This is a genomic window from Mesorhizobium sp. M1078 (genome assembly GCF_040318615.1).
In the GTDB taxonomy this organism is placed as follows: Bacteria; Pseudomonadota; Alphaproteobacteria; order Rhizobiales; family Rhizobiaceae; genus Mesorhizobium.
This window is the reverse complement of the sequence record NZ_JAMYMP010000028.1, coordinates 47,450-66,313: the sequence shown is the minus strand read 5'-3', so window position 1 is coordinate 66,313 and position 18,864 is coordinate 47,450. Positions and strand designations below refer to the sequence as shown.

At 63.1% G+C, this 18,864-nt stretch carries 17 protein-coding genes and 2 pseudogenes; 3 read left to right on the top strand and 16 right to left on the bottom strand.

All coding sequences use genetic code 11. From position 1 onward, the window contains the following. The first annotated feature begins 502 nt into the window (after nt 1-502). A complete protein-coding gene (locus tag NKH38_RS26115; protein WP_352764051.1) occupies nt 503-808 on the top strand; it encodes a nucleotidyl cyclase domain-containing protein in 306 nt (101 codons plus the stop codon). A gap of 261 nt (nt 809-1,069) precedes the next feature. Here NKH38_RS26115 and NKH38_RS26110 read toward each other — a convergent pair whose 3' ends face one another. The 14 genes and pseudogenes from NKH38_RS26110 to NKH38_RS26045 form a co-directional block, all read right to left on the bottom strand. After that, on the bottom strand, nt 1,070-1,990 hold the full coding sequence (locus NKH38_RS26110) for a DUF2493 domain-containing protein (RefSeq protein WP_352764055.1): 921 nt from the start codon (nt 1,988-1,990) through the stop codon (nt 1,070-1,072). Nucleotides 1,991-2,329: 339 nt separating this feature from the next. After that, nucleotides 2,330-3,361 carry a DUF7146 domain-containing protein gene (locus tag NKH38_RS26105; protein WP_352764057.1) on the bottom strand — a complete coding sequence of 344 codons (1,032 nt, stop codon included), beginning with the start codon at nt 3,359-3,361 and terminating at the stop codon, nt 2,330-2,332. After that, nucleotides 3,358-7,669 (bottom strand): annotated as a pseudogene (locus NKH38_RS26100) (strawberry notch-like NTP hydrolase domain-containing protein). The gene NKH38_RS26105 and the pseudogene NKH38_RS26100 overlap by 4 nt, the downstream one beginning before the upstream one ends. A gap of 172 nt (nt 7,670-7,841) precedes the next feature. Next, entirely contained in the window at nt 7,842-8,108 is a 267-nt protein-coding gene (locus NKH38_RS26095) for a DUF6117 family protein (RefSeq protein ID WP_352764059.1), read from the bottom strand. After that, nucleotides 8,105-8,530 carry a hypothetical protein gene (locus NKH38_RS26090; RefSeq protein ID WP_352764061.1) on the bottom strand — a complete coding sequence of 142 codons (426 nt, stop codon included), beginning with the start codon at nt 8,528-8,530 and terminating at the stop codon, nt 8,105-8,107. Before NKH38_RS26090 ends, NKH38_RS26095 begins: the two co-directional genes overlap by 4 nt. A 101-nt stretch (nt 8,531-8,631) precedes the next feature. Further along, on the bottom strand, nt 8,632-9,108 hold the full coding sequence (locus NKH38_RS26085; protein ID WP_352764063.1) for a UCP036055 family protein: 477 nt from the start codon (nt 9,106-9,108) through the stop codon (nt 8,632-8,634). A 96-nt stretch (nt 9,109-9,204) separates the two neighbouring features. Then, on the bottom strand, nt 9,205-11,337 hold the full coding sequence (locus tag NKH38_RS26080; RefSeq protein WP_352764065.1) for a ParB/RepB/Spo0J family partition protein: 2,133 nt from the start codon (nt 11,335-11,337) through the stop codon (nt 9,205-9,207). 175 nt (nt 11,338-11,512) lie between these two features. After that, nucleotides 11,513-11,880: pseudogene (locus NKH38_RS26075) on the bottom strand (DUF2958 domain-containing protein). Then, nucleotides 11,877-12,848 (bottom strand): ArdC family protein, encoded by a 972-nt coding sequence (locus NKH38_RS26070; RefSeq protein WP_352764067.1) that lies wholly within the window; start codon nt 12,846-12,848, stop codon nt 11,877-11,879. The pseudogene NKH38_RS26075 and the gene NKH38_RS26070 overlap by 4 nt, the downstream one beginning before the upstream one ends. A 186-nt stretch (nt 12,849-13,034) precedes the next feature. Continuing rightward, nucleotides 13,035-14,978, bottom strand: a complete 1,944-nt coding sequence (gene ligD, locus NKH38_RS26065) for a DNA ligase D (protein ID WP_352904588.1) — start codon at nt 14,976-14,978, stop codon at nt 13,035-13,037. 595 nt (nt 14,979-15,573) lie between these two features. Further along, nucleotides 15,574-15,837 (bottom strand): hypothetical protein, encoded by a 264-nt coding sequence (locus NKH38_RS26060; RefSeq protein WP_023696803.1) that lies wholly within the window; start codon nt 15,835-15,837, stop codon nt 15,574-15,576. Nucleotides 15,838-16,031: 194 nt separating this feature from the next. After that, nucleotides 16,032-16,724 (bottom strand): SOS response-associated peptidase, encoded by a 693-nt coding sequence (locus NKH38_RS26055; RefSeq protein WP_352764073.1) that lies wholly within the window; start codon nt 16,722-16,724, stop codon nt 16,032-16,034. Nucleotides 16,725-16,751: 27 nt separating this feature from the next. After that, nucleotides 16,752-17,039 carry a hypothetical protein gene (locus NKH38_RS26050; RefSeq protein WP_352504270.1) on the bottom strand — a complete coding sequence of 96 codons (288 nt, stop codon included), beginning with the start codon at nt 17,037-17,039 and terminating at the stop codon, nt 16,752-16,754. A gap of 44 nt (nt 17,040-17,083) precedes the next feature. Then, nucleotides 17,084-17,383 (bottom strand): hypothetical protein, encoded by a 300-nt coding sequence (locus NKH38_RS26045; protein WP_352504269.1) that lies wholly within the window; start codon nt 17,381-17,383, stop codon nt 17,084-17,086. A gap of 65 nt (nt 17,384-17,448) precedes the next feature. Here NKH38_RS26045 and NKH38_RS26040 point away from each other — a divergent pair, with 65 nt between their 5' ends. Together NKH38_RS26040 and NKH38_RS26035 are read left to right on the top strand one after the other, a co-directional pair. Then, the gene (locus NKH38_RS26040; RefSeq protein WP_352764076.1) at nt 17,449-17,778 is read left to right on the top strand and encodes a hypothetical protein; all 330 of its coding nucleotides are present in this window, start codon (nt 17,449-17,451) and stop codon (nt 17,776-17,778) included. A gap of 3 nt (nt 17,779-17,781) precedes the next feature. Continuing rightward, the gene (locus NKH38_RS26035; RefSeq protein ID WP_023696809.1) at nt 17,782-18,012 is read left to right on the top strand and encodes a hypothetical protein; all 231 of its coding nucleotides are present in this window, start codon (nt 17,782-17,784) and stop codon (nt 18,010-18,012) included. Nucleotides 18,013-18,292: 280 nt separating this feature from the next. Here the strand turns inward: NKH38_RS26035 and NKH38_RS26030 are convergent, their stop codons facing one another. After that, nucleotides 18,293-18,532 (bottom strand): hypothetical protein, encoded by a 240-nt coding sequence (locus NKH38_RS26030; protein WP_156933401.1) that lies wholly within the window; start codon nt 18,530-18,532, stop codon nt 18,293-18,295. A gap of 126 nt (nt 18,533-18,658) precedes the next feature. Then, nucleotides 18,659-18,796, bottom strand: a complete 138-nt coding sequence (locus NKH38_RS26025) for a YHYH domain-containing protein (RefSeq protein WP_352764079.1) — start codon at nt 18,794-18,796, stop codon at nt 18,659-18,661. Between the last annotated feature and the right edge of the window lie 68 nt (nt 18,797-18,864).

Sequence of the window (18,864 nt, the reverse complement as noted above, 5' to 3'; positions counted from 1 at the left end):
GATGCATAGTCGCCAGCCTTACGGGTCACCTCGTCCCGCGCGTCGTGAAGCAACTCGCTGGCACGCTCATTTTCCTGGCGAAGTCTTTCGGAGACGTCGCTTTTCGCCTTGTCGAAATCGGTGGGCTGTCCGCCCTGATCGTTCTCATGCTGCATGAGGCCACCTAGTGAAAACCGAGGAAGGAGAGGACCGCGAGCACGACGACGATAAGGCCGATAAGATAGATTACACTGTTCATGTGCACGTCCTCCGTAGCTTTCCAACTTCGACGAACCTGCGATGTTCCGTAAGTGAGAGCATTTATCTCAGCCGAAACGAAGGGCTTCGTCAGGCACGCACCCAGTCACCAGTGAGTTGCCCTGTCCCTCGTTCGGAGCGCCAGTTGCTCCGTCCGAACGGGTGCGCCCGACATGGTTGACGCGATCCCAAAGAAAACCGGAAGAGCGGACTTGGATCGCTTGACCTGGGCAAATATGATCCTGACGCCTTGCAGAGGGACTGGATGGAAATCGGTCGGGTCGAGCGCAAGCTCTCGGCGATCCTTGCGGCTGACCTCGCCGGGTACAGTCAACTGATGGGCGCTGACGAAGAAGGTGCCCTCGAGCGCTTGAACAGCCATCAACGTGACCACCTCGATCCCTGTATTGCCGTCGGCGACATCATCGAACAGGACGGTCACGTCTTGGGCGCGGGGGTCAACATCGCCGCGCGTCTGGAGAGGATCGCCGAGCCTGGCAGGATCTGCGTTTCCGAACGCGTGCAGGAACATGCAGCGGGAAAGATCGGCCTGCGCTTCGAGGACTCGTGACGTCCGGCGGAGTGCCCAGAATTTTGCCTGGTATCGTCGCGCCTCATCCATTCGGCCCAGCTGAGCATTTGCCGCGAACATAACAGCCTGAGGGCTGGCCGTTTGGCGACGCCCGCTTTTGGTGAATGGACTGAACCGGGGAAGCGACTGTCATGAGGCGCGAAGCCGCCGTTCGCGTCGTGAAAGACATACCTCCACATCGGTGAGATTGTGGAATAGCGGTGACCAACCTGGACTAAGATCTAGGGTCAAAGGGGGCGCTCACGAGCCGCCTAATCGATAGACCGGGATGCCGAGCTTGCGGGCCTTGTCGGCGAGGTTCTCCTGAATGCCGGTGCCGGGAAAGATGATGACGCCGATCGGCATGACCGCCAACATCTGGTCGTTGCGCTTAAAGGGAGCGGCCTTGGCGTGTCTGCTCCAGTCGGGCTTGAAGGCGACCTGCGGCACCTTGCGATGATCGGCCCAGCGGGCGGCGATCTTTTCGGCGCCTTTCAGTGATCCGCCGTGCATCAGCACCATGTCGGGGTGCTTGGCGCGGATTTGGTCGAGCTTTGCCCAGATCAGTTCGTGATCGGCGGTATCGCCGCCGGAGAAGGCGATCTTGGGGCCAGCCGGCAACATGACTTCAGTTTCCGCGCGCCGCCGGGCCGCGAGGAAGTCGCGGCTGTCGATCATTGCGGCGGTGAGATGATGGTGGTTGACCATTGACCCCGCGCGCGGTCGCCAGGCCGAGCCGGTCTGCTGATCGTAGTGCTCGGCGGCCTGGTCACGCATCAACTCGAAGGCGTCGCGCCGTTCGATCATGGTCTGGCCCTGGGCGGTGAGGTTCTCCAGTTCGACCGCCTTGATCTCGGTGCCGTCCTGTTCGCGATGTAGTCGGCGCTGGGCCTGCTCGTTGTCGTCCAGTTGCCGCTCGATCCGCAGCACGGCGCGGTGGAAGACATTGGTGACGGACCAGAGGAGGTCATCGAGGTCGGGTTCGAGGCGCGTGTCGGCCAAGGTGGCGATGAGGGCGTCAAAGATGTCGGCCACGGCTCCGGCCACGTGGTCACCACCGGGGAGCGGTCGCGGATCGGGTTCGTCCGCATAGGGGCGCCAGCCATAGAGCTGGAGTTCGGTGAGGATGTGATCGGTCGGAGAAGCGGCGTGGTGCGGTTCGGTGTCGTCGTGCTCGGCCATGGGATGCTCCCGTCGGTTTGACCGCGACCCTCGCGGCCTTCGTGGCGACGAGAGCCCACGGGCGGGTTGGCCCGACACCCGCAGCGACGCGCAGGGCCGGAGCGCAGCGGAGGATGGCGGCGGCCGGCTATTTTGCCTCGCGATGGCAAGGCGTCGCGATCAATCGCTGCCATTCGCGAGCAGTCGCGCGCCGCCGGAAAATAGTCGGCCGCCGCCATTGCCTGGCCGGCCAGTTCGTGGGCCAATCGCCCTCTCGAAGGCCGGGTCGCGGCTCTCTGCCGGCGGGTCACTCATCCATGCGGCGCACCGGCACCGCCCGCCGCGCGCTTCCCCTCCGGCTCATGCCGCCAGATAGCGGACGCGATCTTTGCGCATGAGCTGGTCCGCAATCGAGGCACGGAAGGCGGCAAGTCCGAAATGGCGGAGATCTTCGTTGAAGTCCTCCGTCTCGGGCGACAGCACGATTGCCTCGATTCCGGCGTCCGTCGCGCGCTCGAGCAGGCTGTCTCTGGCACCGTCACCGGCCGGATCATTGTCGCGGATGACATAGAGCCGCCGCAGGTTCGGAGGGAACAGGATGGCGGCAAGATGGGCTGCCGAGAGTGCCGCAGCCATCGCCATGTCGGGCAAGGCGCATCTGAGCGATAGCGTCGTCTCGATGCCTTCGCCTGCCGCCATGACGCTGCCGGGTAAGCCGAAGCGGACGGCGTGACCGAGAAGGTCACCCATTGCCCGACGCGGTGTGTCGACGGGTGCTTTGCCGGCGCCGTCCGGTGCGAGCCAGGTGCGGTGCGCGCCGGTCAGATGTCCATCCAGATTAGTAACAGCGGCAATCATCGCCGGCCAGGTCTCGGTCGGTCCATGATCGTCGGGCCGGTAATAGCAGCGCGGATGGAACCGCAGCGATCCGGTGCCGGACAAAGTCGTAATGCTACGTCCACGCAAATACGTTTCCACGAGGGTGCCTATAATGGGCTTCGACATGGCGACCAGTCGGCGAGCCGCTTCCGGAGATCCAATGGGGACCTGCGTGATCGGCGCGGCCGGTCGGGGTGGCATGGCATCTGGCATAGCGAGAAACACGCGCGCCTCGTCGGCGACGTCCCGGAAGTTGACCAGTCCGAGGGATTCGCGGATGACATCGAGCAGGTCGCCATGCTCACCGGTAGCGGCGTCGGTCCATTTGCCTTGCGGTCCCTTCGGGGATGGCCGCAGACGCACGAACATCGAGCGGCCCGGCGCATTGCGGACGTCGCCGACGGTCCAATAGTTGCCCTGGCGACGGCCATTGGAGAGGTAGTGGCGGCACACCGCCTCGGCATGTTCGCCGAGGCGGTGTGCGAGGTCGGATGCAGCGTGACGCGGAATCATGCAGCCTCCCGCTCACTGACCCGCTCGATTGGGAAGCGGTCGAGCACGCGCTCCAGCACGGCGAGCCCGTTGGCGTCGATCGGCACGAACATCCTGAGCTTCCACGAAATGATCTCGTGGAAGAGACCGTAGGCGGTGAGGCGCTCGCGCATCGTGTCGGTGAAGCCGGACAATTCGATGCGCCATGCGCCCATGACGCGGCTGCGGCGAAGCTGGAGATCCTCGGCGAGATCGAGGATCGTCCGCCCGTCCATCAGAGCCGCAAACGCCTGTGCCGGCGACAGCGCAACCACGTTCGTCGCAGAGGCGTTGGCGGCCCATGCCGGCGAGACGCGGCGGCCGATGAGGCGCTCGCCCTCGTCGGTCTGAAGTCGATAAACGCGGGTCGACTCGTTGGGCAGGCGCTTCCAGATTGGAAGCAGCAGGCCGGTGACCATGTGCAAGACCGAGTCCGAAAACTCCGGCACCCCGGCGATTTCGGCCGTCCAGGCAGCTATGAACGCCTTGCGGTCGGCCTCGACCCAGCGTGTTTCGCCCATGGCCTTGAGCGGCATGTTCTGGCCTTCCATCGGCCGGATCAAGCGGACACGTCGCTCGACCTCGCCATCGTCGAGCATGACGCTGGGGGTCGGGATCTGTACGGCGGCGCGGCCCGATTGCTCGTTGATGAGCAGTAAGGCACGCGGATCGCGGAGATGATCGAGCACCGCATTGAGCATGACGGGCCGATTGCGCTTGCGTTCGGCGATGGTGAGCAGGCGGCTTTCGGCGCCGGTGCGCGGATGGATGTAGATCACCTGCCGATCGGTGACGACGAAGTTTTCGGCCTGCAGCGTCTCCAGCCCGGCGTCGTAGGTGCCTGACGCGATCGCGCCCTCGATGCGCGCCGCCAGCAGTTGCTCGAAGGCACCGAACAGCACGCCCTGCAGCGCAATGGTCAGTGCGAGCAGGCGATTGAGGAAGGTGGTGATTGGCGGCAACTCGTCCTTGATGCCATTGGCATCCATCAGCTTGAGACCCGTCGCCGCCTCGAAACGCTCGAGCGAGCAGCCCTCGACCTTGCCGCGTACGATCAGCAGATAAAGTTGCCGTAGCGCATCGCGGGCATAGTGGCTTTCCAGATTGTCCTCTGGCCGGAACAGGCCCTGGCCACCGGTCTGGCGCTGGCCGCGCGTGATTGCGCCCAACGTGTCGAGACGGCGAGCGATCGTCGAGAGGAAGCGCTTTTCCGCCTTCACATTGGTCGAGATCGGTCGGAAGAGCGGCGGCTGCGCCTGATTGGTGCGATGTGTGCGGCCCAGGCCCTGAATGGCGGTGTCTGCCTTCCACCCGGCTTCGAGCAGATAATGCACACGCAGCCGCGTGTTCGGGGCCGAGAGTTCGGCGTGGTAGCTCCTCCCCGTTCCGCCCGCGTCCGAAAAAACCAGAACGCGCTTCTGGTCATCCATGAAAGCCTGCGTCTCGGCGAGGTTAGCTGACCCGGCACGGTTTTCAACGACAAGGCGCTCGCCCTTGCGGACAATGCGGCGCGAGCGACCGGTGACCTCGGCCACGATGTCCACCCCGAAATGCTGGACGATCTGGTCGAGCGCGCCGGGGACAGGCGTCAAGCTGGCGAGTTTGGCGATCAGCTCGTCGCGCCGGGCGACCGCCTCGCGGCTCTCGACCGGCTGGCCATCGCGGTAGACCGGGCGCGACGACAGATTGCCCTCCGAATCCGTGAAGGGCTCGTAGAGCTGCACCGGGAAGGAATGAGCGAGGTAGTCGAGGACGTATTCGCGCGGCGTGATGTCGACGCGAACATCGTTCCATTCCTCGGTCGGCAACTCGGCCAGCCGCCGCTCCATGAGCGCCTCACCCGTCGAGACGATCTGGACAACGGCCGCATGGCCCTCCTCCAGATCGCCGGTGATGGATTTGATCAGGGTCGGTGTCTTCATGCTGGTCAACAAATGGCCGAAGAAGCGCTGCTTGGCGCTTTCAAAGGCGCTGCGCGCGGTCGACTTGGCCTGGGCATTGAGCGTGCCGGTGCTGCCGGTGATGTTGGCCGCCTGCATCGCAGCATCGAGATTGTTGTGGATGACGCCGAAGGCCCCAGCGTACGCGTCATAGATGCGGACCTGTTCGGGCGTCAGCTCATGCTCGAGCAGTTCGTATTCGACACCGTTGAAAGAGAGCGAGCGGGCGGTATAGAGGCCAAGTGCCCTGAGGTCGCGTGCCAGTACTTCCATCGCCGCCACGCCGCCAGCCTCGATCGCCTCGACGAACTCGGCGCGGGTCGAGAATGGAAAATGCTCGCCGCCCCAGAGGCCGAGCCGCTGGGCATAGGCGAGATTGTGCACGGTGGTGGCGCCAGTCGCCGACACATAGACGATGCGGGCATTCGACAGGGCGTGCTGTAGCCTCAGGCCGGCACGGCCTTGCTGGGAGGGAGCGGCGTCGCCGCGTTCGCTCTTGCCGCCACCGGCATTTTGCATGGCGTGCGCCTCGTCGAAGATGATGACCCCATCGAAATCCGGACCCAACCATTCGACGATCTGCTTGACCCGCGAAAGCCTCTCGCCGCGATCATCGGACCGCAGCGTGGCATAGGTGGTGAACAGGATGCCGTCCGCCAGCGTGATCGGCCTGCCCTGCGGGAAGCGGGAGAGCGGGGTGACCAGCAAGCGCTCCATGCCGAGCGCGGACCAGTCGCGCTGCGCATCCTCGATGAGCTTGTCTGACTTGGAGATCCAGACGGCCTTGCGACGGCCCTGCATCCAATTGTCTAGGATTACGGCGGCGGACTCGCGGCCCTTGCCTACACCGGTACCGTCGCCGATCATGAAGCCTTGCCGGAAGCGCACGGCCCGCGCCGCGTCATCTGCCGCCGCGCTAATTACGTCAAAGGTATCGTCGAGCGTCCAGGCGCCGGCGAGATACTCGGCATGAGCCTCGCCCGCATAGATGACGGTCTCGAGCTGCGCGTCCGAGAGCAGGTCAAGGACGTTCTTCGGTAGGCGCGGCCGGTAGCCCGGCTTGGGTGGCGCTACCGAGGCCATGGCCGCCGATTGAACGAGCTTGGTGGGGTGCGGCTGCGCGCCGGGAATGCGGATCGCCTGAAGCGCGTAGTCCTCGTAGATGGCGTCGCTGATGTGGCCGCCCTCGGCGGCCTTCCAGTCGAGCACCTCATAGGCGAGCTCAACGGCATCGGGATCAGTGAGCGGTGGCCGCGGTGTTATTCTTGCCGTGGGACCAAGATAGCCGCGCACTGTGCGGGGTGCGGCCGACGACGATGTGGGAGTTGCACCTGCGGGTATGGTGACCGGCAGCCGTGCCGGCACATGCTCGCCGACCCATGCGATCAGCGTCGCGGCATCCGGGGCAACGCCCTGATCTGCCGGGAACACGTCTGGATCGTCCGCCGGCACCCGGTCGATGACGGTGAGGCGTGTCGGAAAGGTCGTGCCATGCTTGGCATAGGCCAAGCCGTCGATGGCGGCGGAGAAGACGATGCGGCCACGTTCCTGCAGGCGAGTAAAGGCGGCGGTCCAGGCCGGGTGGTCGGGCGCGAAGTTCGCACCGGTAATCGTCACCAGCCGCCCGCCGGGCGCAAGGCGCGCCAGGGCCGAGGCGATGTGCCGCCAGGCCGCGTCGCCCATGCGGCCCTCGACGTTGGCCATGACCGAAAAGGGCGGGTTCATCAGCACCACGCTCGGCACGGCGCCGGGATAGAGATGGTCGTCGATCTGGGCGGCGTCGAAGCGGCTGGCGCAGACGGCCGGAAAGAGGCCGGAGAGAAGTGCCGCGCGGGTTTCGGCAAGCTCGTTGAGAATGAGCGAGGCGCCGGCTATCTCGGCCAGGATGGCGAGCAGCCCGGTGCCGGCGGAAGGCTCCAGCACACGGTCGGCCGGCGTGATGGCAGCGGCTGAGCGGAATCGGCGTCGAGAACTGCTGGAAGGTCTGTGCTTCTTCGGATCGGCGGGTATGCGTCGGCATGAGCCGGGCGATCTTCGACAATGCTGACAGCCGGAGAGCCGGAGACGCGGCCTTGCGGAACAACGCCTTTCCGTACTTGCGCAGGAAAAGGACCGTCGCAGCCTCGCAGGCATCGTAGGCCTGCTTCCAGTCCCAGGCGCCGGCGGCGTCGGAGGCGCCGAATGCGGCTTCCATCGCCGCGCGCAGCTTTGGCGCGTCGATGCTGTCGCCGCGCTCGAGATGGGGAAGCAGCAGGCCGGCGGCGGCGAAGATAGCGCCGGCTGCACGGGTTTGGGCGAGCGGGAGCGGCGCGGCGGTTGGAACCGCCGCAGCGGGCGAGATCATGTACATGGTGTGAACCTCGGGAGAGCGGGGACAGGACCGAGCCGCGCGGCGCTCTCTCTGGACCGCACGGTTTCAAACCCATCCCGGCCCCCCTCTCCCTCTCAGGTCCCGCCGAAGCTAAAATGAAACAAGCGCCCCGCCATGAGGTGGAGCGCTTGCCGGTATCAACCGATCTCGATCATATTCCGCGGTCAGGCTCCGACTTCTGTAGGAAACCTTTGGCGTCGTCGGGATCGGGCGGCAGGTAGGCATCATAGGGATTGCCGTCGGCAAGATGACCGAACGGCGTGAACACGTAGTCCGCGCCCTCCCACCTGACCGCGCAGATTACATAACGCCGCTGCCCGGTCGCCGCGTCGGCGCATTCCATCAACGCGAGGTTGCCGTCGCTGGCGGCACGAAGCAGCGTCTGGAAGTTGCTGCGGGCATGGTCGGGAATGCTCATGGCAAGTCCTTCGCATCTCCGGGTTCAACTGGATCGCAGGCGTCCGCGAGGATCGCTTCGCCGCGCGCGATCGCCCATTCGGCCTTGCCGAGCCACCCCGGCGGCGTCGGTCGGCGGGCCTTAGCATCGCCGACAATGATCTTGAGCAAGCCCAGCATGAGTTCGAATTGTGCGGCCTTGCGCTGCACCGCTTCCCCAAAATGTGCATGAACCGGAATGGCCTGTCCACGATACGCGGCACCGGCACCCTCCCATATGCCGGTGACATGGGTTTCGCCCGAGGACTCGCAATCCTCCCGCTGACCCGACCAGTCAGTGTCCTCGATGGCAAATCGGCACGCGACGTCGGGTGTCTCAGCCAAATAGGTTGGATGCCGGAACACTGGCAGGTGGTACGTCGTCTCGATGGTGAATTGCGGCATTTGCTGCTCCTAAAAAAACGGACGGCCCGGCGTTCGTCTCCGAGCCCCGGCCGTGGCGGGTCGAGGTTGATGTCCATGCGTGCAGGTGTGATGTTTCGCGGTTACGCCGCCGCCCGCCCCTCGACGACGTCGGCGCCGACTTCGTCAGCGGTGACGTCTTCAAGACGCGCATTGCGGTACCCGGTCTTGGCCAACCAGAGTGCGGCCGCCTCCCGGCTCTCGGCGAGGTGCAACAACTCGTCGTCGTCGCCGATCTGCTGCAGGACCCGGACCATGCCGATACCGGGCTGCTCGACGATCTTGAAGCTGAGGTCGCTGTCGACCGAGTAGGTTCGCATGACCGTCACGAGGATGACGCCGCCGGAGGAGAAGTTACCTTCATTGAGCGTGATCGAGGCCGGTGCGCTGTAGGTCGGACGGTCGCTCGGCGATGCCTTGCGGACCAGACGGCCGAGGCCGTTGCAACGGCCCCAGTCGGCGAGCTTGCGGGTAAAGCGCGCCGGCGGTTTGGGGGTGCCGTCCGAGTACTGGATCAGCGAGCCGAGCGGGGCGTTGTCATAGACGATGTGGGCGGACATGGATGTCTCCTGAAGCGAAAAGGCCCGACAGGGCGTCGGGCCATGAGGGTGAGGTGAAGGGGAACGGGGCGACCGGAGTCGCCCCGTCGATGGGTGCTATTCGGCAGCGACAGCGTGTGCGATGACCTCATCGGCTGCCGCCGAGTCGTCTTCGTCATCGCCGGCGAGGAATTCGGGCAGGTCAGGTTCCTCGCCCTCGCCCGGCTGCGCGGGCGGTGCGTCGTGATCGATCAGACGGAGCGGTTCGGGTAGCCAGCCACTATCGGCTAGGAGGCGTTCGGCCTCCTTGGCCATGTCGCCCTTCTTGAGGTGGTCGATGAGTTGAGCCGCCTGCTCGCCGGCACCTTCGCGCACGGCTTCGAGGATGCGGGACTTGGTGACCCAGCCGAGATAATTATCGACCGTCGGCCGCCAGCCCGCATCCACCATGTCGAGCCCGGTGGCGTGGGAGAGCCGGTCGGCTTCGCGCAAGCGCTGCTCCAGCCCGTGCTGGGAAACGCCGCTGCCATAGGGGTTAGGTCGCTCGAACAGCGCGTTGATCCCGTAGCTGACGCAATGCGCCAGCAGTGTGTGCTGACTGGCTTCATCGAGACTGTCGAGCCAAGCCCACAGAGTCTGGTCGTCACCGAGCGGAATGTCGCCCTTCCACGCCTCATGGCGTTCGTCGATCGCCTTGGCCGCGGGGCTGTCTTTCAGCTCGGCGTCTTGCGTCGGCAAGTGGACATGTCGGACGAACGCCTCGAGGCAGCCGGTCGCGGAGCGATGACCGAAGGTGTCGAGGACGAGCCGATGCAACAGCGCCGTGATGGCCACATGCTGGTTCTCGGCCACGGCATTGCGCAGCGCCAACGTGCGATACGCGGTGAGCTCGATCACCAGGCGTTCGGGCAGCGGCTTGATGGCGTCGCCGTCATCCTCATCGGGCTCGGACGTTTGGGCGCCGATGGTGATGGTGGCGCGGCGAACCGAAGGATCGTCGCTGCCCTCCTCGCTCCCGGTCACGCCGCCGGGCTCGGCGGCGTCGCCGTCGTCCGCTTCCGGCGCTTCGTCCTCGGGGCGCACATATCCGCGATCGACGACCAGGTCACCGTCACGGTCGATGCTGATGAAGGCACCGGCGCGGCCGATATCGGCGGGATCGTAGTTCATCGGGCGGCTCTCGAACGCCTCCAGCACAGACTCGATCTCGCCGAGACGTTGATCTACCGCGTCGGGGAGTTCGTCGGATTCACCATACTCGGCTTCCAGCCGTTCGTACTCCGCGCGCAGGGCTTCGCGTTCCGCCCGCTCCGCGTCGGTCAGATCGACGGGGGTGCCGGCCAGTGCCCGCAGACCGTGATTATGGCCATAAGGCAGATCGACATCGACGACGATCCACTTCCAGCCCTCCGCCGCGATTTTGTCGGCGATCGACTTCAGCTTGTCGCGGACCAAGCGGTCGAGCAGAGCCGGGTCCTGCAGCCAGCCGCCATTGTCAGCCTCGAACAGGTCACGCAGCACCACGCCGCCGGCGGCGACATAGGCCTCGACACCGACGAACAGCGCCCGGCGATCGCTCGCGCGCACCGTGGTCTCCGTCAGTAGGCGCCGGATCTGCTGCGGCTCCTTCGACCAGGAGTTTTCGAGCGCCTCCCAGACCTGCTCCTGACGCGTGTGATCGTCGGTCACGGTAAAGGCCATGAGTTGCTCGAGCTTCATACCATCCTGCTCGTAAACCTCCTGCAGCTTGGCCGAAACCCTGGCCAGCCTCAGGCGCTGCTGCACGAACGTTGCGGAGACGAAGAAGCATGCCGCAATCTCCTCGTGGCTCGCGCCTTGGTCATGAAGTGTCTGGAAGGCTCGAAACATATCGAGCGGATGTAAATCTTCGCGCTGAAAATTCTCGGCCAGCGAATCCTCCTCGATCGGGACCGCGCTGTGGGCGTCGCTGACAACGCAGGGAACTGGCTCGGTCTTGATCATGCGCTTCTGCTTGACCAGCAGTTCCAGCGCGCGATAGCGGCGCCCGCCAGCCGGTACCTCGAACATGCCGGTCTCGTTACCCTCTACATCCAGCACTGGCCGGACGTTGAGGCTCTGGAGCAGGCCGCGCCGTGCGATCGACCCAGCGAGGTCCTCTATCGTTTCCCCGCGCTTGATGCGCCGGACATTGGACTGGCTCAGCACCAGCTTGTTGAAGGGGATGTCACGTGAAGCGTTGAGGGTGATCTTCTGCTTGGGCGTAGCCATGGGATTGTCTCCGCGACGGGCGGCCGAGACTCTCTCGACCTCCAAACCCGTCAAAAAAGACGGGCGCAGCCCTCTCACTCTGAGGACTGCGCCGCACACCGAGGATCCAGAGGGGGGACAGGGCCGCAGACACGACTTTGCGCATCTGCGGCTTTGCGGATTTCAAGCTGAGATCTCACGCGCCATCGCGGCCAGACTGCGCAGCGTGATAGAGGATACGTTCCGCGTCGCGAAGGCTTCCAGCCCGGCGGGCGGCCTCTGCCCAGACCGAAATCGGCAGGTCGGTGGCAAAGAGGATGTCGCGCTCGATGCCCGTGCCGAAGGGCAGCCGGATCGACGTCATCCCAAGGTAGCGAGAAACTGCCCTGCTCCGGATAGCCGAGATCGGCGAGACCGAACATGGTGTCGCCATCGGCATCCAGCACTGTTGCGAGTCAGGCTCCTCCCCGATTGGATTGAAGAACTTCACGACCGGTACGTGTTCGGCGTCGCGCTCGCGGCCGTTGGCGAGCAGGCACGCAGTTCCTCGGTGAGAACGATCATGCCGCCCTCCTCTCGGTCTCGGCCTCATCGACGTCAGCCCGGGCTGTCCTGGCTGCACCGTCAGGTTGCGGCAGGAAGGCGAGCAACCAGTCGGCCGCCTTGCTGGCCTGGGAGGCGGCACGCACGATGGCGCGGTTGTCTTCGCGCAGGACCTCGAGCCAGGAGGACATGTAATCGGCGTGGCGCACGGTCGGCACAATACCTAGAGAGGCGCAGCAGAAGGCCGCGTTCATCTCTGCGACCAGTTCCTCGAAAGCATATCTCTTGGTGCCGAAGGCGCCGCCGAGGTCACGGCCGACGCGGGAGGGATGGCCGGTCGCATGGCCAAGCTCGTGCAGGGCGGTGCGGTGCCAGTCGATGGTCTCGAAATACGCCTGCGGGGGCGGCACCCGCACGTAGTCCTGCGCCGGCACATAATAGGCACTGCTGCCGCCGATGCGGAAATCGATACCTGTCGCCTTGATCAGCGCCTCGACTGTAGGCTCGATCAGTCCGGGTTCCGGTGCAGGCGGAGCCGCGGCCAGATCGTCTGGCAGATTTTCGCATTGCGCGACGTTGAACACGGTGAAGCGCTTAAGGAACGGTATGGCCTGTGCTGCCTCGCCGGTTTCCCGGGCGCGACGCTTCTCGTCGTCAGGAATGAAGCGGTCAGCATAGACGACGGTGGTCCCGTGTTCGCCCTTGCGGACATGGCCGCCCAGCGATAGCGCCTGGCGGAAAGTCAGCCAGCTTTGGACGGGAAAGCCATGCTCTACGACCGCACCCCACAGGATTAGCACGTTGATCCCCGAATAGGCGCGGCCAGTCGTGGCATTGGCCGGCATGGCGAGGGGCGCTTGCCCCGCCGTCGTTCCCCAGGGCTGCACCCAGGGGAAGCGGCCGGCTTCCAGCTCCGCGATGATCTTGTTGGTGATATCGTCATAGAGGCTTGTCCGGTCAGCGCCGGCGCGAGCGTAATGTCTGGACATCGCGGTTCTCCGCGACGGGCGCCGGAGGCCTCTCCTCCAGCCCTCAACCCGTCACGGCAAACCGGTCCGTACTCTCACTCTAGACGGCGTTGCGGGGACCTCCCGCAGAAGGGGGACGCTCTCGAATTTGGGCAAAGGCGGTCCGCGCCAAATCAGCAAATGTCGCTGACCATCTAGTAATTATTGCTACCGGACTGCGTGGCGGATGCGGTCGGTAAGCGTTTGTTCGACGTCGGAATAGCCCTCCCAGGCTTCGGGCAACTGAGCCCGCGCGGCGGCGGCGAAAACATCGAAACCGTTGGCGCTTTCGCAAGTGGGCAACTCCTCCCAACTGACGGGCACCGCGCATGAGGCCCCCGCGCGTGCCCGGGTCGACCAGGGACAGATTGCGGTGGAGCCCTGGCCGTTGCGCAAGTAGTCGAGAAACATTCGGCCCTTGCGCTTCATCTTGCTCATGTTGGCGACGAAGCGCGACGGATCTGTGCGGGCCAGTAGTTCGGCGAAATCTTGGCAGAAGCTCTTGACGTCGTCCCAGTCTGCCTCCGGGATGAGTGGCACGACCACATGAACGCCCTTGCCGCCGGACAGCAACGGCCACGACTGCAGTCCAAGCGCTTCCAGAATGCTCCGAATGTCGAGGGCTGCCTGCTTGACGGCAGCAAAGCCCAAGCCCTCGTCGGGGTCGATGTCGAAGATCATGCGGTGCGGCAGATCCGGCTGCTGGCGACGGCTTCCCCAGATGTGGAATTCGAGCACGTTCATCTGGACACCTGCGATCAACCCAGCCAAGTCATCGACCCACAAGATGCGGCTTTCCTTACCGGACATCTTCTCCAGCTGGCCGTCATGGATAGCCTTGGGCATGCCTGGCAGTCTGTGCTTCTGAAAGAAGGTCTGCTGCAGGTCGCCGTCGGTATCGCGCACCAGCGACAGCGGTCGATCCTGGATGTGCGGCAGCATCTTCTCGGCGACCACGGCGTAGTAAGCGGCGAGCGTGGCCTTGGTCACCTTGGTCCCCGGATACATGATCTTGTCTGGATGCGTCAGCTTGACGCCGACAGCAGCGGCGATCTCCTTGCCAATTCCCGCATCGAGATTGGCGGAGCCAAGAGTTGCCGGCGTCTTCGGCATTTCCATCACGACCTGGTCGGCTCGCTTGTCTTCGCGCATGCCCTCAAAGCTTGGATGCCGCAAGCTGCCGTCCGGTGTCACTTCGGCATAGGTAACCTCGGCAACAAGTTCGGGCTTCACCCATTTGGCACGTCGGGCAATGTCTCTCGGGACGGAGGCGAAAGCCGGTTTCTCAAGACGGCGTTTCTCGAGCTTCGCAAGGATGTCCTTGCGCATCGCCGCGGTGAACCCCGTTCCGACGCGGCCGCGATAGATGAGCTTGCCATTGTCGTAAGTGCCGAGGATCAGCGAGGCCATGCCATGTCCTGTTTCACTTGGGCGATAGCCACCGACAACGAATTCCTGTCGCTTCGTGCACTTGATCTTGAGCCAACTCGAGGTGCGGTCGCCGACGTAGGAGCTGTCGGCGCGCTTGGCGATGACGCCTTCGTGGCCGCCCTCGCACATAGCGTCGAACACCCTTTTGCCCTGGTCGACGATGTGGCTGGAGAATTGCAGGCGGTCGTCAGGGCCGCGCGCGCCAAGCAGGGACTCAAGTCGTTCCTTGCGCTTTAGGAGTGGCTGGTTCGACAGATCTTCGCCATCGAGTTCAAGCAGATCGAAGGCGTAGAATTTGAGGGGCATACCCGCGGCAATGCCGGTTTTCAGCATGGAGAAGTTCGAGCGGCCTTGGCTGTCGATGGCGACGATCTCACCATCGATCAAAACCGCGCCTTTGGTCAGTCTCTGAAGCGGCGGCAGGATGACCTTGAACTGTCGGGTCCAGTCGTGGCCATTGCGGGTATAGACGACAACGTTCGAGCCGGAGATGGCGACTTGGGCACGATAGCCATCGAACTTCATCTCGAAGAGCCAATCCCCGCCCACCGGTATGTGGTCAGTCAATGTGCAGAGCTGGAAGGACCGAAATGCCGGCAGCGGATATGTAGGGATAGATTCTGAGTCTCTGCGCCGTGTGCGCCTTTTGCTGATGCTGAGGGTGCCATCTACAGCCGACATGCGGATCTCGGGTCCATGGTCCGATTCAATACCCTGCCTGGGATTCGGTTCCATGCCCAAGCATCCCGCGCCGGCGATCGTCGGCGCTCAAAGGAAGAACGGCGTATAAGCCGCAGTCCTGCGCGCATCCGCGAATGCGGACATTGTCGCGCGCGGGACGGAGGAAATTCGCCCCCGCCGCGGGCGGTTAACAGGACAGCCGTAGGAGCGTCAGCATAGCGCCGGCCGCAGGACGGGACGCGGGACCGACTGTCCCCGTCCGCGGCGGTCATCGTTTGCATTCAGGATATGGATGCGACCGGCATCGTTCGCGCGCATTTGCTTTTCTCGACTGTGTCGCCGCTGATCGGCGACGATAGGATTGGCCGATACATCGGCGAGTTGGTCTGAAAGAGTCGCGCACGTCATGGCCATTGAGGTGCAGCAGTCGGCGACGAAGTGGAGGTAGTGCAGCGGGCGTGTGAGATGAGGCACATGTGGGGCAGCATCAACCACTGGCGGGGCGATGCTGGCCCGGCCGAGTCTCGCAAGGTCGGCAAACTAGGCAACACACGCACGATAGGCCTTGGGCCGACCCGACCCGTTTGACGTCTGGCTAATCCATGTCCGGAACGTCGCCGCAGACGAATAGCGTCGTGGGCGGCCCATAGTCACCGAGCGCTGGGTCTGCATCACGGCTCCAGGCTATGACACCAACGTGGCCTGACGACAGAGCCTTAGCCGTGCGGACTGCGCGTTCTTCGCTCTGCTGGTCGGTGGGACCGTAAGCGGCAAAAAGCTCGCCGTCTTCGCCTCGATCAAACGCAACGACCACAATCAGCTTCGGCTTAGTCTGCGTGGGCAGCATATTGTCCGACATTCAAACCTCCTAGAGGAACCGTTCCCCGTCGTCGCGATGCTTCAGGCAGAACCAGTGCGATGGCTGCCGCGGCCGGGCAAAGCCGAAACCTCCATCCTTATCGCAGCCGGGGTGCTCGCACGGATGATTGGCAACGCGTCGTCGGTCGCGCGGCGGCGCTGTCATGCCTTCGGCAAGCCGGCTCGGTTCGTCGCTCATAACGGGTTGATCGGCCCGACCAGGCCGGGATAGTCGTTGGGCAATTTGTTGAGGGCGCTCGTATTCACTTCACGACCAACGCGATTGAATTGAAGCTCGCCGTCGATGTCGTGGCGGAGAATGTCCTTGAGACTGTCCTTGGGTGTCGCAGGATCCAACCACGCGTCATAGTAGGCTTGGTCGAGGATGAGCGGCTGCCGATCGTGCAACTGCTTCATCGGGTCGCCCGCAGGCTCTGTGATGATGGTGCAGCTGGTGATGTCGAGATTGGAATTGTAGGCCCAGAGGCCGGCGAACGAGAAGGGCGCGTGGTCTGGCTGGTAAATGTGCCATGGATCTTTCTTGCCGTCCGCCGGTGAAATGGTCCATTCGTAGAAGCCATCCGCCGGGATCAGGCAGCGCTTCGATTTGAAGGCGTCGCGAAAGGCCGGAGCTGTTTCGATGCCCTCAATTCTCGCATTAAACATCGCCGCCTTCGGCATCTCCTTTGCCCAGAAGGGGACCAGCCACCAGCGCCCTTCGCGGAGCTTGTGATTGCCGTCTTCGCCGGCTGTTACGAACGGGACATCCTGGGTCGGCGCAATGTTGTAGCGTGGCTCGTCATTGCGGCCGGTTTCTGTCGGCGCCGTCAGTCGGTATAGCCGGTGGATTTCAGACCATGACAGGTATCTGGTGAAGCGACCGCACATTACTTGCCCCTGATTTCGCAAACCCCGCTAATTCACAGTCCCGCGCGCCAAGTTAGTGTATGCGGTCTTGAATTCGCGTTGGATCTGGCCTTGCACGATGCGGGACAACTCCCTTGCCTCTTCCTCGCTAGGCATGAGGCTGACGATTAGATCGGCAATAATCCAGCCACTCGCATATAGGGCACCGTCCGGAGTAAGCTTGTTTAAGACCTTGCATGCCTTCTTGACCGCCTTCTCGATTTCCGGGCGGTCGCGCATAATATTGGCAATCAGCTCGTCTTGCCGTTTCTCGGCGGTGTAAAGCACCTCAATCATTAGTTTCTCTCCTTCGCTGCGGCCACGGCTTCCGGCGGCTGGTGTCACTCTACCAGTTGTAAGAAAAGGTGGTTTTCCGGGACTGCGTCCACAGGCCAATCGGCGCAGCATGCAGCAATTGCCGCCTTGTTCGCATCCATCCAAACGCTCGCCGCGTTGTCGTCATCATCATTAGGCTCTTCGTCGGCCGAAAAGCTGGCGTCATCCCAGCCTTCCAACGCGAACATTCCATCGGCCGCCTGCTCAGGCGATATCCCAGCTGCGGCAAAGACAGATTTTGCGGCTTCGATCCCTCGCTGTTTTTCTTCAGGCAGAGCGCCCTTGATCTCTAAACTGAGCTGCATGGCTCGCGTCCTGTGGCTATCGTGCCGACAGTGAACAAAATGAGAACGACAGAGTCAAGATGATCTTGACTGATGAGGAATATGTTCCTCTTTTAGGCGTTATGGCGCACGACCCGATCGACACGCTGGAAAAGGCGACCCGGCACAACATGCTTGTAAAGGCTGAGTGCAGTTGCGGCAACGTCCGCTACTGCCGGTCGGCCGACCTGATGATGGTCTATGGCGGAGGCGTCGATCCTCAGAAGCTGAAATTCGACTGCAACCGCTGCAAGCCACAGATCAAAATTACCTTGCTGGAGGTGCATCCCGAGCATCTGCCGAAGCGCTTGATGATCCACAAGCCGATGAAGATCGACGGCAAGGTCGTCTGGCACACAGAGAGATTTCGAGGATAGGACATGGCCAGGTCGAAAGGTTCGCAGCAATTATCACAGGCTGAAATTGAGCGCTTTGTGACGGCAGCGGAGGCACTGCACTTAAGTATCATCAAGCCGTTTATATCGCCCCATAGCGACCACTACCGGCAGACGCGCGTCCTGCATGAGGTGCTGTTGAAAGCCGTGCGGGAAGTCACCGGGAAGGAAGTGGCGTTCATCCAGTGGAACGGGACAGGGCCGTCCAAGCCGTAGCGTGGCTCTAGACGTTTTCGCAGCCGATCCCATCGCCGTCGCGGTCCAGATCATAGATATCCGTGCCGACAACAGTGACCGGGCCGCGTACCTAGGCGGACCATTGCCCTTTCCGGAGGAGCAATCGACGTCGCTGGCGATTGGAACGCAGGCTCCCGCGTAGTTTGGGTCGCACGCGTCTTCGGCATGAGCGCAGCCGATGAAAGATGCCACACCAAAAGCGACCGCGCCTACACGACGGAGCCGCCGGCTGGATCCTTATCCGAATCAGCGCTGTATCTCAGTCGTCTATCTCTTCGCCTTCATCGTCTTCGTCCGAACCGCGAGACGGGTCTTCGACGAATGTTTGGCAGCCCTCATTAAATGATTGGCTGTTTGAGCTGCAGTCGCTGTCGTTGGAAATCTGATTTTGCTCAGCCCAGTCGTAGCCAGCTTTATGCCCGGAACAATCTTCGGTGCAGTCATTTCCTCCGAAAGTCCCCTGCGCATGACATGGCGTAGCTGATGCCGCCGCAAGCATCAATGTGCCCAAGTGGAACAGCCTTCGAATTCTCATCTGCGCCCCCCACGGTGAGCAACGCTGCTATCTAGGCGCCGCGAATATGCCTACTCGCACGAACCCAAATCACGCAATCTGGTCCTGATATCAGTGGCAGTGATACTCGCCAGTCTTGTGGTTGGTATGGCACCCATTGGCATCGGTGCCGCCGCGGTGTGCGAAGGTATCCACCGAAAATGCCAACATGGTCAAAGCCGCCATGGCGGCAAGAATTGTAGATTTCATATCGCCCTCCCAAGATAATTCGGACAGAAGAGCACTATCGTGGAGTTAGCACAACTGGCTGATTGCAA